The 15252-nt window shown below is 61.5% G+C and carries 20 protein-coding genes and 1 tRNA gene; 13 read left to right on the top strand and 8 right to left on the bottom strand.

Features of this window, described 5'->3' with window-relative positions; genetic code table 11:
* Positions 1 to 264 precede the first annotated feature (264 nt).
* From L8F97_RS09670 to L8F97_RS09655, 4 genes are all read right to left on the bottom strand, one after another.
* Positions 265 to 831, bottom strand: coding sequence for a hypothetical protein (locus L8F97_RS09670; protein ID WP_242148894.1), 567 nt, complete (start codon positions 829 to 831; stop codon positions 265 to 267).
* Positions 828 to 2036: an AAA family ATPase gene (locus L8F97_RS09665; RefSeq protein ID WP_242148893.1), complete on the bottom strand. Its 1209-nt coding sequence runs from the start codon at positions 2034 to 2036 to the stop codon at positions 828 to 830. The genes L8F97_RS09670 and L8F97_RS09665 overlap by 4 nt, the downstream gene beginning before the upstream one ends.
* 374 nt (positions 2037 to 2410) lie before the next feature.
* The gene (locus L8F97_RS09660; RefSeq protein WP_242148891.1) at positions 2411 to 3193 is read right to left on the bottom strand and encodes a hypothetical protein; all 783 of its coding nucleotides are present in this window, start codon (positions 3191 to 3193) and stop codon (positions 2411 to 2413) included.
* A gap of 288 nt (positions 3194 to 3481) precedes the next feature.
* Positions 3482 to 4063, bottom strand: a complete 582-nt coding sequence (locus L8F97_RS09655; RefSeq protein ID WP_242148889.1) for a helix-turn-helix domain-containing protein — start codon at positions 4061 to 4063, stop codon at positions 3482 to 3484.
* An 85-nt stretch (positions 4064 to 4148) separates the two neighbouring features.
* Between L8F97_RS09655 and L8F97_RS09650 the strand changes: the two genes are divergently transcribed.
* From L8F97_RS09650 to L8F97_RS09620, 7 genes are all read left to right on the top strand, one after another.
* A complete protein-coding gene (locus tag L8F97_RS09650) occupies positions 4149 to 4421 on the top strand; it encodes a transcriptional regulator (protein WP_242148887.1) in 273 nt (90 codons plus the stop codon).
* A gap of 232 nt (positions 4422 to 4653) precedes the next feature.
* A complete protein-coding gene (locus L8F97_RS09645; RefSeq protein WP_242148885.1) occupies positions 4654 to 5118 on the top strand; it encodes a hypothetical protein in 465 nt (154 codons plus the stop codon).
* Positions 5119 to 5342: 224 nt separating this feature from the next.
* A complete protein-coding gene (locus L8F97_RS09640) occupies positions 5343 to 5615 on the top strand; it encodes a hypothetical protein (RefSeq protein WP_242148884.1) in 273 nt (90 codons plus the stop codon).
* Positions 5612 to 5809: a hypothetical protein gene (locus L8F97_RS09635; protein WP_242148881.1), complete on the top strand. Its 198-nt coding sequence runs from the start codon at positions 5612 to 5614 to the stop codon at positions 5807 to 5809. The genes L8F97_RS09640 and L8F97_RS09635 overlap by 4 nt, the downstream gene beginning before the upstream one ends.
* A 196-nt stretch (positions 5810 to 6005) precedes the next feature.
* Positions 6006 to 6245: a DUF2312 domain-containing protein gene (locus L8F97_RS09630; RefSeq protein ID WP_242148879.1), complete on the top strand. Its 240-nt coding sequence runs from the start codon at positions 6006 to 6008 to the stop codon at positions 6243 to 6245.
* Positions 6245 to 6571 (top strand): hypothetical protein, encoded by a 327-nt coding sequence (locus tag L8F97_RS09625; RefSeq protein ID WP_242148877.1) that lies wholly within the window; start codon positions 6245 to 6247, stop codon positions 6569 to 6571. Before L8F97_RS09630 ends, L8F97_RS09625 begins: the two co-directional genes overlap by 1 nt.
* Before the next feature lie 178 nt (positions 6572 to 6749).
* Positions 6750 to 7085 carry a hypothetical protein gene (locus L8F97_RS09620; protein ID WP_242148875.1) on the top strand — a complete coding sequence of 112 codons (336 nt, stop codon included), beginning with the start codon at positions 6750 to 6752 and terminating at the stop codon, positions 7083 to 7085.
* Here the strand turns inward: L8F97_RS09620 and L8F97_RS09615 are convergent.
* A complete protein-coding gene (locus L8F97_RS09615) occupies positions 7082 to 7222 on the bottom strand; it encodes a hypothetical protein (RefSeq protein WP_242148874.1) in 141 nt (46 codons plus the stop codon). The genes L8F97_RS09620 and L8F97_RS09615 overlap by 4 nt on opposite strands.
* 39 nt (positions 7223 to 7261) lie before the next feature.
* On the opposite strand from L8F97_RS09615, the gene L8F97_RS09610 reads away from it, so the two are divergent.
* Positions 7262 to 8254 (top strand): tyrosine-type recombinase/integrase, encoded by a 993-nt coding sequence (locus L8F97_RS09610; protein ID WP_242148872.1) that lies wholly within the window; start codon positions 7262 to 7264, stop codon positions 8252 to 8254.
* 17 nt (positions 8255 to 8271) lie between these two features.
* Here L8F97_RS09610 and L8F97_RS09605 read toward each other — a convergent pair.
* Positions 8272 to 8347 (bottom strand) — tRNA-Ala (locus tag L8F97_RS09605).
* 231 nt (positions 8348 to 8578) lie between these two features.
* Between L8F97_RS09605 and L8F97_RS09600 the strand changes: the two genes are divergently transcribed.
* The gene (locus L8F97_RS09600) at positions 8579 to 9595 is read left to right on the top strand and encodes a DUF2171 domain-containing protein (protein WP_242148870.1); all 1017 of its coding nucleotides are present in this window, start codon (positions 8579 to 8581) and stop codon (positions 9593 to 9595) included.
* A gap of 378 nt (positions 9596 to 9973) precedes the next feature.
* On the opposite strand, the gene L8F97_RS09595 is transcribed toward L8F97_RS09600, so the two are convergent.
* Entirely contained in the window at positions 9974 to 10882 is a 909-nt protein-coding gene (locus tag L8F97_RS09595; protein WP_242149096.1) for a neutral zinc metallopeptidase, read from the bottom strand.
* Between the two features lie 206 nt (positions 10883 to 11088).
* Here L8F97_RS09595 and L8F97_RS09590 point away from each other — a divergent pair, with 206 nt between their 5' ends.
* From L8F97_RS09590 to L8F97_RS09575, 4 genes are all read left to right on the top strand, one after another.
* Positions 11089 to 11451: a hypothetical protein gene (locus L8F97_RS09590; RefSeq protein WP_242148868.1), complete on the top strand. Its 363-nt coding sequence runs from the start codon at positions 11089 to 11091 to the stop codon at positions 11449 to 11451.
* Positions 11452 to 11552: 101 nt separating this feature from the next.
* Positions 11553 to 12731: a patatin-like phospholipase family protein gene (locus L8F97_RS09585; protein WP_242148866.1), complete on the top strand. Its 1179-nt coding sequence runs from the start codon at positions 11553 to 11555 to the stop codon at positions 12729 to 12731.
* Complete coding sequence (locus tag L8F97_RS09580) at positions 12731 to 13516, top strand: 3-hydroxybutyrate dehydrogenase (RefSeq protein ID WP_242148865.1); 786 nt, start codon at positions 12731 to 12733, stop codon at positions 13514 to 13516. The genes L8F97_RS09585 and L8F97_RS09580 overlap by 1 nt, the downstream gene beginning before the upstream one ends.
* A gap of 105 nt (positions 13517 to 13621) precedes the next feature.
* A complete protein-coding gene (locus tag L8F97_RS09575; protein ID WP_242148862.1) occupies positions 13622 to 14272 on the top strand; it encodes a DUF4893 domain-containing protein in 651 nt (216 codons plus the stop codon).
* Here the strand turns inward: L8F97_RS09575 and L8F97_RS09570 are convergent.
* Positions 14269 to 15231: a cation diffusion facilitator family transporter gene (locus L8F97_RS09570; RefSeq protein WP_242148860.1), complete on the bottom strand. Its 963-nt coding sequence runs from the start codon at positions 15229 to 15231 to the stop codon at positions 14269 to 14271. The genes L8F97_RS09575 and L8F97_RS09570 overlap by 4 nt on opposite strands.
* Positions 15232 to 15252: the final 21 nt, after the last annotated feature.

The raw sequence follows: 15252 nt of genomic DNA, 5'->3' as shown, positions 1-15252 counted from the left end.
CTTTTCGTACGGACGCGCCCTGCGCCGGAAGAACAGCAGCGCATTTCTGATATTATTTTGCAATGCACACGAATGCGGCGGAGAACCCCTCAGCCGCCCCCAGATTAAACGTCAGCCTATTAGCGCCGTCGTGCGCCCAACGCAAAAGCCATACCCCTGTGATACCCCTCCATTTGCCAGTCTGCACGAATGTCTAACATGGGGGATAAGCGGTAGCCGGCTTCTCAAGGGCAATTGGCCGAGCAAGCAATTACGAAGAATGTCTCAGATCAGTCCTGCTGCTACGAGCAATTCAGCTAATTTATTTTCGACCAATGCAGCGCGCGAAAGAGCATGGTGATCGATCTTCTTCGCTAACCGCATCGCTGCCAAGCCTTTTCTGTAAGCCGGCCATTCTTGGATCAGTGCGGTGAGCGCAAGTGGGGTACTCCCAGGCCGTCGCTGCGCGCAACCTTCTAGGTGCCGAAGCAACAAGGCTTCATGGCACGTGTGTTGCCAAATTAACACAAGGCCGGCCTGTGCAGCCAAGGGCGCGATCTGCCCATCACGATCCGGCGAGATATTAAGCTTGTCATCGTCCAATAAGATGAAAGATCGTTCGTAATCACCGTGGCGTTCGGATCGTTCGCCCGCGCGCTGAATAGCCAATTGCACCAGCGCGAGGGGATCGCCGCCACCGGGCTGAAGCAACACGGCGTCAAGGTGCACAGGGATCCGCAAGCTGTCCGCAATGCGGCCCAACAGGACAGCGTAGCCCTGTTCGCTCTCACCCTCGCAACCGACAAAAAGGCGCTTGCGCTGTGCGACGATAGATCGCGGTTGGCGGCTCATCCGATATAGGGGACAGCGCCGTAGCTGCCTCCTAGATATTTACGGTAAAAGTTGTCACCCCGGCGGACCGCTTGGATATCTTGAAGCGCATACACTTCGGTTCTCCCGTCCGATGACTTGGCGCAAAAAAGCACTTCTTCTTTGACAAGCTCCTCCAGCAACGATGCATTATGGCAGGTCATCCAAAGCTGAGCGTTATGCGGATTGCGAATAGGATCGTGAAACCAGCGAATAATTTCTGGCAGGATCAGTGGATGGATGGCTGTGTCGAGTTCGTCGAGGATCGCGATACCGCCCCTTTCGAGTGCGCCGAGGAGGTGGGGGTAGAGCCGCAAAAACGTACGAGTACCGTGGCTTTCCAAAATCAGTGGCATCAAACCATCATGACCTTCGTGCTGGAAGAGCGCAATCGGCCCAGTTGGACCGCTTTCGAGACGCATTTCGCGAATGCCGAGATCAATGCGCTCAATCTCTCGATTAAGCGCATCCACCAGCGCCGGGTTTTGAGAATAAAGAAGAACCATCGCTTCCTCGACCCCGTCGCTTCGCTCGATCAGAATATTGGAAGAAACGATGCTCGCGGCCTCCCACAACGCCATCGCGAACGGATGCCCAAGTTGCACTAATGTAGAAATTACGCTGGCATTAGGGCGGAGAACTTTGTCAAGCGCCTGTCGAAAGCCAGGCAGGCCGAAATTACCGGAAGCAGTAACCTTCCCTCTACTATCTCGTTCGAACAACTTGATTTTACGACGAGCTGGCGTTGGCCAATAATGGACTGATTCGGCTAAAACTCGTTGTGGTTCGTTGCGTGGCCCACCTATCTCAAGCGAATAAACATAACGGCACGCCGGCGAGTCTTCATCACTGGGATCAGATAGCCCGCCGAGCGTAATCGATAGCCGTGTCGGGCTGTCCGCCCCGTTATTACTGTTGAACCGCTCATAAGGTAGGCGAGCCATCGGCGTAAGCTGAAAACTATCTCGAACGAACCAAGCGATGAATGATAAGGCGCGTAAGACCGTCGATTTACCTGCGGCGTTGGGGCCGAAAATCGCCACTACTTTCGGCGCACGCTCAGGTGCGTCGTGCCAAACCGGCGCGAACCGCCCGGGGGTTTCAGGCACATTTTCTGCGACCGTCAGATCAATGATCTGTCGATCACGAATTGAATAGAAGTTCTCAATCTCTAGTCGGAAAAGCATAACCACCTCACCGGCAACATACGGGCGCCTACGAGACAACTTCAACATATTTTTGTCGAACTGGGGCTGAGCAGCCGTATGCTGCAGGTCGTTACATCTCAGGGATGTCCGCCGGCAAAAGGAGGTTGGGCCGTCAAGCCGATTTGTGAACATACAATTTTCGGCTGGTCACGTGGCGGAGATACCCTCCGGCGCGCGGCCGCGTTGCAATCGAATTCCCGATGTCTACGTATCTTAGCTAGATCAAAATACCCCCGTGCTACCCCGCCAGCGGGAAGGCAAATGGCATGCGTGGTTGCACGCCATAACAGCGAACCTGTTACAACGAGCACTTCCGCTCCTTTTTTGACAGAGGTAAAATATAATACGACGTGTCAGTCTTGAAGCAACATCGACTGCCAGCCTCGACGGCGGTTAACCGGCGAAATGCTTTTCAAATCTGAAGTCTGCACGATGTATGCGGACGATTTGCTTACGGCCACGGAAATATCTTTTGACTGGCCAAGCAGGATCCCGTTGAAGCTTCCTCGCTTGGTGACAAAATGAAAGCAATCTTTATGACAATGCGATTTAAGATCGTTACGATAAGCTCTGGCATCTACAAGCCCAGTAATTCCACCCGATAAAACGCTTAAAATCATAAGAAAAAGTCCGAAATTTACCGCGTTTAAATATAACAAGAACCGCAAAAATTTTTGTTTAGCACTATGCACTGGTAAACTTTTCGCAGTCATTCGACTATTGACCCAGTTCAATAGAACAAGAAACAAAAAAACCGCTACAACTATAAATGTCGATGTAGCAGCGAGATATGCATAACCAAAAGATACGGTATCTTGTACAGAGCTTTCGATTAATTCTGGACGAAATCCGAACGAACGGAACAAAACAAGTTTATAGACGTACCCTGTTAGGTAAGAAGCTGCAGAGACAACTACAGCTACTGGGGCGGCCAATTTTGTAATGATGTCCCAGGCTGGATGTTTGGAAATCGCACGCGCGTTCGCAACCTCGCTTTGAGCGTTTGTAGATACCGCGCTTTCCGCGCCCTGTGAGTTCAATGCCATCACCGTGAAATGCTTTGTCGCACCGCAAAGCGCAAGTCGGGCGGTACCGGCCCGACTGCTTTCCGTTTGCGCAGCGTGACCTTCTCCCATGCTCCGATCAACGAGTAATGCGCCTTCCGAAGCACGCGGCGGACAACTGCTCCGCCGCGTCCGTCAGATAGGGACGGTTTCGCGCCATCTATGGCTCGTCGTGCTCACGGTCGTACCCCTACGTTACCCCTCATCCGCCGGTGATATTCTGAAGCATGACCGCCAAGCTCTTCAACGAACCCTAAAATTTATGTTAGGAACAAAAAAAGAACAGGAGGTCGAGTCGGTTGGTGTTTGCGGTATCTCGATCGACACCCGCCTGCGAACAGGGCTGCGGCGTTTGTAGCGTTAGTTGCGCGGCCCTGTCCGACCTGCGCGACGCCCGACATGCTTCGCTGCTTGCGGCGCGAGATCAGTATCGAGCCGACCCGACTGAGGCGCGACTATCTCATCTGCGGCGGCGCGAAGGATTATGGGTAAGCTCATGGCGAGCTCATGAGCGAGCTCGTCCGCAGTTAGTCCAGGAGAAGCCTCAAAGAAGGCCGCCATCGCATCTGTCAGAGCTGCGGTGCTTGGAAGGGTGACGGGTTGGTTTGGAGCCCGTCGACCCGCCAGCCTTCTGGTGATCTGCAGAACCTCGCGTTGTTCTTCACCCGGCAGAATTTCAAAGCAATCCAACATCTCGCGGGCGGAAGCGCTGAGCTGGCGCGTGATAGGCGCGTCGCAGCTTGGGTCGTCAGTTTCACCGGCTAGGAAAGCCGCCGTGGTCTCCAACTCGCGAGCGATCTTGTGAAGTGACCTACTTGAGCGTGAGTCACTGTTGATGAGCGAATTGATGGTGCTCTGACTGACACCAACGCGGCGCGCGAGTTCAGCCTGAGATATGCCGACCTCGCGTCGTCTTTTCTCGATTCGCATGCCCAAAGTCATGCGTGGTCTATCTAACGGTTCGACGTTAGCGCTGCATAATTGTTTATGGCGTGACTCGCTTAACGCGTAGCCGTTAGGTGGCTGCATGTCGTTAGAACACGATCTCGAATCGCCTCTGGCACTCGCCGTCCGGAAAGCCGGTTCGCAAAGCGCGTTTGGTCGCCTGCTGGGCAAGTCGCAGTCGACTGTGCGGGAATGGCTGAAGCGCGAACTGCCTCCTGAGTTCGTCCTGAAGGTCGAGGCTCAGACCGGCGTGTCTCGTCATGATCTGCGCCCCGATATCTATCCGCGAGAAGGCGTCAGCCCAGCGCCAGGCTTTGAGGATCAAGTCGCCAGCGGCGTGGAGCCAATACGGTGATTGGGGCATCGCTTTCTTCTTTCAGCTGCCGGCGGGCCAGCTGGAACTCCCGCCGAGTGCGCGCGCGAATGAGCGCATTGCGGCCGGCCAAATTGATTTGCCCGCCACCAATCGACAGCGCCGGTCGGCCCCACCGGCTGACGCTGTCCCTCCCTAAGAAACTCGGCGCCGATCGTCTTTCCGCATCGGCGCCGCTTTTCCGCATGAGTGTCATCGTCGCTGAGGCAGTGCGGTGACCAAGCGGCGCCCACAATTCGAGGATGTGCTGCTGAAGGTGCTTGGCGACCTCACGCCGGCACGCTGTGCGGAGGTAACCGGACGTTTGCCCTCGTACCTGCGCGAGGCGAGCGACCCTGACCGCCCTCAGATGCTCACCGTCCGCGACATGATTGCGCTCGACATCGAGCACATCGGGTTTGACGGCAGGGCCCCCCTGTTCGCCGCCGTCGGCGCTGAACTCGCCCAGGCTCGCGCTGAGGTTTACCAAGATGCGGCTGCGATCCGAAACGCCACCCGCGACGTGCTGAAGGAAGACGGCGAAGCTCACGTGGCTCTGTTCGCTGCCAGCCAACCAGACGCTTCCGATCAAGACCTTCTGGCCGCGCTGAAGGAAACGAAAGAAGCGGTCGCTGCCCAGGCGCAAGTAATCGAGGTCGTACAGGTCGCGCTCCAGCATCGCGGGAGGCTGCCGCCCTGATCCTCCGGCGCTGACCTGACCAACACCACCATCGTCTCTGCCGAGCCCGTCGCAATCACGCGATTTCGGGCGCGGCTTTCTGCTGCCTGAGAGGTTCCGCCGTGCCACCGCTTACACCAGGTGCTTATCTCAAGATGCGTCGCTGCGCTGCTGGCCTCTCCGTCGCAGACGTTGCAGCCAAGATTGCGACCGCGCCACGGCTCGCAGAGCACGCACGCGCTGAGTTGATCGATCTGATCGAAGCCGATGCAGCACCGGCGAGCTTCGAGACGATCGTAGTGTTAAGTAATGTCTACTGGTTCGACTTCGACGTGCTTGCGACCCTGGTTCGGGCTGCCCTTGGCGCTGACCTCAAACTTCCGCGCATCTGTCGAATATGCGGGTGCAGCGACCGCGATCCATGTGTCCAAGACGTCGCGCTGGTCGGACAGGCGGTCTGCGAGTGGGTGAACGTAGATCTCTGTTCATCCTGCGCCACGCCGGGCGCGTACGCGTGAACGACTTTCCGCCGGCATCCCCCCGCTTCGTGCGTCTCGCCTGGATCGCGCTTGATGTCGCAACCGTGGTCGCAGGCATCGCCGCCGCATTCGCCTTCAGCCGTCACTTCGCTTCCGCATTGGTGACCATCACGATCCTCATCGCGATCACGGTCACCGCTTTCATCATCCTCTTACGGGAGTTCACCCGGTGAAACCGTACCTGATGCCGCTTGAGCGCCACGAGGCGCACATCATCCATCGCCAGGACTGCCGCTGCCCCAAATGCCGGCGTCCGATGAACCAAGTCACGCGCAGCTCCGCGCTGTTCGCCGGCGGCATGGCGCTCGGCTTCGCAATCGTCGCGGTACAAGGCAATCTGGAGGCGGCGCTTCGTGCGCTGTTCGGCCTGTGAGCGAGAACATCGCCGCCGACCAGCTGCGCCTTCTCATCGAGCGCATTGAGCGTCTCGAGGAAGAGAAGAAGGGCATCGCTGACGACATCGCCGATGTCTATGGCGAGGCCAAGTCTACCGGCTTCGACGTGAAGACGATCCGCACGATTGTCCGCCTGCGCAAGATGGAGAAGCACCACCGCGACGAGGCGGACATGCTGCTCGAAACCTACAAGCAAGCGCTGGGGTTGGCGTGATGCTTCATGGAACTATCGAAGCCGATGGTCTCAGCTGGCCAGCGCAAACCTATGTCGATGCGCTTCGCTTCCGCGAAATCGACGCATTCGATCCACCATGTCTCGATGAGCGCGTGCAGCTCATCACGATCGACCGAGATTTGCGCGTCCTGCCGGCTGCGTTCGCCGACGAAATCGATTGGCCCCGCACGGTCGCCTTTCGGCCGCTCGAACATACCAGCGCGGCAACGCCGTGCCGAATATGCGGCCAGCCAAGTCTCAGCATCGAGGGTGACATCTGCGAGCCATGCGATGACGAGCGCGGCGGACTATGGCCGGAATACTGATGGCCAAACGCGCCCAGATAGCTCGCGATGAAGCTTGCGAGGCTGTCCAGCCTTGCACCTGCCAAGAATGCCGCGCGCTCGATCGCGCCTATCCGCACGAGGGCGTCCAGCTTCCACTTCTTCACTGCGAGCAGTCCGATGCGACACGCCAGTCCGCAACGCCCAGGGGAATCGCAGAATGACTGCTCCAATCGTCAAGCTCGATCAGAAACTCAGCCGCGCCGTCGATATTGGAAAGGGCGTGCGCCTGGAGCCGCCCGATCTCGACTTGCTTGCGAGCCTCGGCGTGTTCGAGGTGCTGCAACAGGCGAAGGCCGAATATCTAAAGGAACAGGGACGATGCCGGCACGCGCGGCGCCAATCTATCGGCGGGGGAAATACTGGCTCGATTGGGACCGGAGCGCCGACGGAGTTCTCCGGTCGCCTAATCTCACAATCTTCTGGTACGATCCCGATGCAGGACGTGTCCGCAGCGCTTCTGCGCGCACGGCGGAAGAGGGTGCCGCAATCCTAGCGCTCGATCGCCGCTACCTTGCCGACGCTGAGGAAGCGCCCGCGTTCTGCCACGCGTGCGGCCAGCCGATCGCGCGCGCCGAATCGTATCTGCTGACCGACGCCATCGCAGACTACCGGCTCGAGCACGGCGATCATCTTGCCTCCGCGACATCGATCGAAGCCCGGCTGAAGCACGTGCTCGACTTCCTCGACGCTGAGGAAGCGCTCGGAGGCGAAGGGCGGTTCGGCATCGCGACGACGTGTGCAGCCGCGTGCACGGCGACCTTTGCGAAGACGTTTCGCGCCTGGTCGGCGAAACAGCCCGCCGTGTGGCGCAACGGCAAGGGCGAGATCACAGTTTCGCGCCCGCGTTCCGCATCATCGACTGAGATGTCAATCGCGCAGGTCGCGGCGGTGCTCAACCACGCCGCTAACGCCGATCCGCCGCGCTCGGACAAGCGGCCGGTCTTCAAGCCGAAGGCGAGCGAGAAGGTTCAGCGAACGCGGCGATCTAGGATTGGCCTTTCTGAGCTGGCGACGATGCTGCGCTACGCGGCCGAGCCGGGCAAGTCGCGCGAATCGCTGCACGCATTCCTGATCGGCTCGATCTGCACGATCGCGCGGCCCAGCTCGGTGACAGACATCTGCGTCGATCCGGAGCGATCGCAGTGGGCTCCGGGCCTGCCGTTGATCGATCTCAATCCCACCGGGCGTGTGCAGACGAAGAAATTTCGGCCGACACTCCCGGTGCTGCCGCTGCTGAACCGCTGGCTCGATGAAGACTACGCGACGTACATGGCGCTCGCGCCGGAGAAGCGCGTCGGCCGAGGCTGGCTGGTCAACTACCACGGTCGCGCAATCAAGTCGGTCGATCGAGCTTGGGATACGATGCTCGCCGAGCTCGATCTCCCGACCGGCCGCGAGTGGCGCTCATACATTCTACGGCACAGCCTGGCGACGATCGTCCGCAATCGCGGCGCTTCCGCCTGGGATCTGCAGGGCTTCATGGGGCATCGCAGCCCCAGTCAGACCGAGGTCTACGCAATCGGCGAGTTTGGCACCGTCGTGACGGCGCTGAATGAGGTGATCAGCGAGCTTGAGCGCCTTGCGCCCGGCACGTTGCACCGGAAACACACCGGAACCGCTCCGCGCACGATGGCAGTAAAGGAGGAAAAAATGTCACCATAAACCAACGCCTTGTGGGTTGGTGGAGCTGAGGGGAATCGAACCCCTGACCTCTGCAGTGCGATTGCAGCGCTCTCCCATCTGAGCTACAGCCCCGTTCCACCCGGTGGACGCGGTAGATCGCGTTTACCTGCGGTTTCCGGACGATGCAACCAGTCTCACGCGCAAAATGCCTTGCGGCAGGCTGCATCGCTCATGCGGCGGCGTGCGCGACGTTCGCCACTTGATCTGGAACAATCGGCGCGCTCATCCCTTCTTTTCGTAGCACCTGGCAAACAGGCGATGATGCCGGGCCAGACGCCAGGACCGTCTCAGGAGGACGCCATCATGGGTTACGAACGCTACCCCAACAACAGCAACGCCGACGATTATTACACGCGCCCCGATCCCGATATCCAGGGTCGCGACTACGGCTCAGGCCGCGACTATTCCTACTCCAGCGCCCGCGACTACCAGGCTGCCGGCGCATATGATCGCGACCGCGGTGCGGGCTATGGCCAGCGCGGCGGGCAGGATCGCAACCGAGATTACGGACGCGACTCGTATCCGCAGCAGGGCTATGGCCGTGACGGCGGTTACGCGCGCGGCCAGCGTCAGGGCGGCGGTGAGTATCGCGGCAGCTACGGCAGCGGCGGCCACCGCTACGTCGAGGAACGCGATCGCCCGGCGACTGGTCGCGACTATGGTCGTCAGCCGCAAGGCTATGACTATGAGGATCGCGGTTTCTTCGATCGCGCCGGTGACGAGGTTCGCTCGTGGTTCGGTGACGAGGAAGCCGAGCGTCGCCGCAACATGGACGCGCGCTATGACGGCCGTGACGACCGCAGCAGCAACGATCATAGCCGCTATGGCGCGTCGGCACATGGACGCGACGACGACTACCACCAGTGGCGCCGCAGCCAGATCGACGCGCTCGACCGCGACTATCACGAGTATCGCACCGAGAACCGCTCCAAGTTCGAGAACGAGTTTGGCAGCTGGCGTACCGAGCGCCAGACGCAGCGTAGCGCGCTGACCAAGGTCGAGGAGCATATGGATGTCATCGGCTCCGATGGCGAACACATCGGCACCGTTGACAAGGTGCGCGGCGATCGCATTCTGCTGACCAAGAATGATCCGGCAGCGGGTGGCCATCACCATTCGATCCCGTCGCGCTGGATCGACTCGGTTGACGGCAAGCAGATCACCGTCCGCAAGACAGCGGCCGAAGCCAAGGCGCACTGGCGCGACGAGGAACGCAACACCGCGTTCTTCGGAGAGGGCAACGCGCAAGATCGCAATCAGAGCGGTGATACGGCGCAAGGTCCGCGCGGGCTGAATCAGAGCTTCTCGGGCACGTACTGAGAAGCGCCCGGCGTCTGGTGCGCCGGGGATTGCCTAGTTACCGAAAGCGGGTGCCGTTCGCGGCGCCCGCTTTTTTGTTGCAGATTGCAAACGGGGCAGTGCCAATTCGGCGACGTTACGTAATGTAAATCGTACGGCTACGGCAGGCTATCGTGTCACATCACGGCGATTAGCGTTCGCAAAGTGCCGTTTGGGCGAGGCTACGCCAAGCTATATACGACTACGCGATAGCAATTTTCAGCTAAGGTTCGCGAACGGAACGTTAAAACGGCGGTCAGTGAGCAGTATTCGTCCCGCAACCGGCACGAACACCGCTCACTCTTTGCGGCGATACAAGTTCGGCAGCGTGTAGGCCATCGGCCGGACACGCTTGTCTGCTCAAATATCTCCAGAGAAGGTATCGCACTGCGCGGGGTCGCCGCTGTCGAGACCGGTCTTGAGCCAATGCTGACGCTGCGCCGACGTGCCGTGGGTGAAGCTGTCCGGCACGACCCGGCCTTGCGACTGCTTTTGCAACGTATCGTCGCCAATCGCCTGCGCGGCGGTCATGCCCTCCTGCACGTCATCCGGATCGAGCCGGTCGCGGTTGTGCGCGGCCCATACGCCGGCGAAGCAATCCGCCTGTAATTCGAGCCGTACCGACATCCGATTACCCTCGGTCTTGCTACCCTGCCGCTCGGCCTGCGCAACCTTGTCGGAAGTGCCGAGCAGGTTCTGGATGTGATGGCCGAATTCGTGTGCGATCACGTAATCCTGCGCGAAATCACCCTTCGCGCCGAAGCGATTGGCAAGTTCGTCGAAGAAGCTGGTGTCGAGGTATATGCCGCGATCCTCCGGGCAGTAGAATGGCCCCATCGCGCTTTGCGCGGCGCCACAGCCCGACCGGCCGTTGCCGGAATAGAACACCAGCTTGGGTTGCGAAAACTGCTGGCCGGACTGCTGGAAGATCGCCGCCCAAGTCTTGTCGGCGGAACTGAAGGCGTTGCATGCCACCTTGCTGCCCGCATCGAGGGTGCAGCTCGATTTGGTATCGGTGCCGTGGCTCGCACTCTGCTCGCTCGGCGCGCTGGAGTGCCCGCCACCGCCGCCGAGGCCGCCCAGGCCGCCGAACACCGCCATCACGATCAGCAGCACCACTACGCCGCCACATCCGAACCGGCTCATCACGAGGGGCAACAGGCCGAACAGCATGCCGCCGCCACCGCCGCCGAAACCACCAAGGCCACCACCGCCCTGCCCACGCTGATCCTCGACGTTGATGTTGGGATCGAAATCGTCGAGACGCATCGCGCTGGCCCTCCTCACGCATGACATTCGTTGCGGGCTGAATGCGCGGATGCCAAAGACGTTGCAAGGGCGTGACGAATTCGCGTCCACGCCAGCCGTTCGCGCGCCGCCCTTTCATCACATGAACGACGGAAGATGACATACTTTACATCGGAACGGTGCCGTAATTGGATCGTTTCGGGCCTATCCATTTTGGAGTGCTCACAATGAAGGCCTTTCTGACGCTCGCCGTCCTGCTGCCACTGGTTGCAACTGCCGCGCAGGCACAGTCCAGCCCGCAGACCACGCAGTCCGCCAATGCCGAGGCTGCGGCGCACGCGGCGATGCCGACCGCCGCCGACGCGATCAACGCAGCGAACCAGGCGCAATATCAACGCGACGTTGCCGCGTACGAACGCTCGGTGCGCGCGAACCACCGAGAGGCGATGCGCGATCAGGCGCATTATCAGCATCAGCGCCGCGCTTACGCCGATGCGATGGCCGCGTGGCGGGAACAGGTCTACGCCTGCAAGCATGGCCGGACCCGCGCCTGCAATGCGCCGACGCCGAACCCTGCCGATTATTACTGATCGAACGGCGAATCAGGACATTGCCGCCTGTGCCGTGAGAATGACGCGGTTGTCATCAAACTGTCGTTGATCGCCGCGTCGCTCCGGCGCATGCCCCCGCCATGGCCGATCGCGAACCCCACCAGCGCCCGAAACGCCACGCCAAGGCACTGCCGCTACCCGAGACGGTGGCGCTGGTGTTGCAGGGCGGCGGCGCGCTCGGCAGTTACCAGGCCGGCGTGATCGAGGGGCTGGCCGACAGCGGTATCGAGATCGACTGGGTGGCGGGCATCTCGATCGGCGCGGCCAATGCCGCGATCGTCGCGGGCAACCCGCCGGGCAAGCGCGTCGAGCAGCTTCGCGCATTCTGGGCGCTGCTGACCAGCGGCCTGCCGAGTTTCCCGATCTTCCCCAACGATCACATCCGCGAGGCACTGCACGAATGGTCGGCCGGGTTCGTGCTGGCGACAGGCGTGCCGGGCTTCTTCGCGCCGCGCGCGGTATCGCCGGTGTTCGCCGCGGCCGGAACGGCGGAGGCGCTGAGCTTCTACGACTCAGGCGCTCTGCGTGATACGCTCGATGCGTTCGTCGACTGGGATCTGCTCAACCACGGGCCGGTGCGGCTGTCGGTCGGCGCGGTCGATGTCGAGAGCGGGAACTTCCGCTTCTTCGACACCGCCACCGATACGATCGACGCGCGGCACATCATGGCATCGGGCGCGTTGCCGCCGGGCTTGCCGCCGGTCGAGATCGACGGTCGACTGTGGTGGGATGGCGGCATCGTCTCCAACACGCCGCTGTCCTACGTGCTAGACAACCAGACGTCTGACCTGCTGGCGTTTCAGGTCGATCTGTTCTCCTCGATCGCGGAGCGGCCGCGCACCATTATGGACGTGATGGCGCGGCAGAAGGAGATCCAGTTCTCCAGCCGCACCCGGCAGGTGTCCGACCAGTATCTGCGCATCCGCAAGGACCGTGAACTGGCGCGCAAGGTGCTCGCCAAGCTGCCGACGGACCTCGCCTCCGATCCCGATGTGCTCGCGCTGGCGGCACGGTCGCAGGAGGATGCGGTCAACCTCGTGCAACTGATCTACCGTGCCAACGCGTGGGAGGGTGGCTCACGCGATTTCGAGTTTTCCGCGCGCACGATGGAGGAACATTGGCGCGCCGGGCTGGCGGCGGTGCAGGAGACGATGGCCAACGCCCGCCTCGTCGCGGAGAATATCGAGACCGGCAAAAGCGCCGCGTTCGACCTGACCGCCCACCCGCAACATTCCCTTAAGACAACGGAGAAAAGCTGATGTTCCTCAAGGGCAAATCCGCGATCGTCACCGGTTCCACCTCGGGCATCGGCCTCGCCTATGCCAAGGCGTTCGCGGCGGAAGGCGCGAGCGTGGTCATCAACGGTTTCGGCGATGCCGGCGACATCGAGAAGGAGCGCGCCGCCCTGGAGGCGACCAGCGGCGCCAAGGCGCTGTACGACGCCGCCGACATGACCAAGCCGGACGAGATCGCGGCGATGGTCAAGCGCTGCCACGACGAGATCGGCGGGCCGGACATCATCGTCAACAACGCCGGCATCCAGTACGTTTCGCCGATCGAGGATTTTCCGATCGAGAAGTGGGACGCGATCATCGCGATCAATCTCACTTCCGCGTTCCACATGATGCGCGCCGCCGTGCCGCTGATGAAGGCAGCGAAATGGGGGCGGATCATCTCCACTGCCTCGGCGCACTCGCTGGTGGCTAGCCCGGGCAAGTCGGCCTACGTCACCGCCAAGCACGGCCTCGCCGGCCTGACCAAGACGATCGCGCTGGAAACGGCGACGTTCGGCGTGACGGTGAACTGCATCTCGCCGGGATACGTGTGGACGCCGCTGGTCGAGAAGCAGATCCCCGATACGATGAAGACACGGAACATGACGCGCGAGCAGGTGATGAACGACGTGCTGCTCGACGCGCAGCCGACCAAGCAGTTCGTGACGGTGGAGCAGGTCGCCGCGTTCGCGCTGTACCTATGCCGCGACGAGGCGGCGTCGATCACCGGCGCGAACCTGTCGATGGATGGCGGGTGGACGGCGGCCTGATCGTTTCCCCGCCCCCTGCAGCACCAGTCGGAACCACGCACGCGGCCTTGGCAAGCTGCCGCGTGCGTGGTTAGGTGCTGGGGTGATGACAGGAAAGACGGTCGCTTGAAGACAGCCACGCTCGCCACCCTTCTCTGCGGCTGCGCGGCGCTGCTCGGCTGCGGGGCGAAGACGCGCGTCGAAACCGCATCGTCGGCCGCGCCCACTGCGCCGACGGTCGCGCCGGATGAGAACTGGCAACTCGTCGCCACCGACGAGGATCGTGATCGCGTACGCGGCTGGCGCGACACCTGGCTCGCCGCCGTGGCGAAGGCGCGCAAGGGTGGACGCGGCGCCGATATCGACCGGCTCGGCGAACTGGTCGATCCGGACCGTGCCTTGACCGATCCGCTGCCGCCCGCCGGTGCCTATCGCTGCACCGTGTACAAGATCGGCGCGGCGGGAACCGCGATGGCGGATTTCACCGCCTTCGAGCCGTCCGACTGCGAAATCGCGCCTGCCGGCGCGCTCACCGCATTCCGCAAGACCGGGGGCGTGCAGCGCCCCGCTGGCCTGCTCTATGCCGACGGCCCGCGTGCGATCTTCCTCGGCACGATGGTGTATGGCGACGAGATCAAGCCGTTCCGCTATGGACAGGACCGGTTGCGCGACATGGCCGGCTATATCGAGCGGATCGGTGACAGGCGCTGGCGGCTGGTGCTGCCCGCGCCGCGCTTTGAATCCATGCTGGATATCATCGAGATCGTGCCGGCCTAGGCGTTCCCGCTTGCTGGCGCATCGACCGGCAACATCGCGGCGTTTTCGCGTTTCTCCGGCCGGATGTAGATCGACGACAGCATCGGCAGGCGCGTCTTGAGATCGGTTTCGATCGTCTCGATGATCGTCTCGGCGTCACCCATCGTGACATGATCCTCGAAATCCGCGCTGATCGCGACGAACACGCTGTCGGGCGCGGTGTGGATGGTGCGGACATGGTTGACGGATGTGATGGCGGGATAACCGTCGACGATCTTGCGCACCTCCGCCACGATCGCCGGGTCCGCGCCCTCTCCGATCAGCAGACCCTTCGCCTCGCGCGCGAGCAGCATCGCGATCAGCCCGAGCAGCACGCCGATCAGCACCGAGGCGACGCCGTCGATGCGCGGATCGTTGAAGTGGTGGCTCGCCCACACACCCGCGGCGGCGATGACGAGACCGGCGAGCGCGGCGGAATCCTCGAACAGCACGATGAACCCGGCCGGATCCTTTGATCGGCGGATCGCCGACCACCAGCCACGCCCGCGATTGTCCGCGCTGAACTCGCGCATCGCGAGGACCCATGATGTCCCCTCCAGCGCAAACGCCACGCCCAGCACGATATAGTTGACCAGCGGGTCCAGCAGCGGCTCCGGCTCCTGGATGTGGACGAAGCCCTCGTACACCGACACGCCGGCGCCGACCGCGAAGATCAGGATCGCGACGACGAAGCTCCAGAAATACAGCTCCCGGCCATAGCCGAACGGATGATCGACATCGGGCGGGCGCTTGCCGCGATGCTGGCCGTAGAGCAGCAGCACCTGATTGAGGCTGTCGACGACCGAGTGGAACCCCTCCGTCAACATCGACGACGACCCGCTGACCGCCGCCGCGATGAACTTCGCAACCGCGATGCCGAGGTTGGCGGCCAGCGCCGCGAAGATGACGAGGTTCGATTCCCCCTGTTTGGACGACGACATGCAGTTCTCCCGGTTGCACGC

This window comes from Sphingomonas sp. BAUL-RG-20F-R05-02, assembly GCF_022662305.1.
GTDB lineage: Bacteria > Pseudomonadota > Alphaproteobacteria > Sphingomonadales > Sphingomonadaceae > Sphingomonas.
Note: the sequence above shows the minus strand (reverse complement) of the source record. Positions and strands in the feature narration are given on the sequence as shown.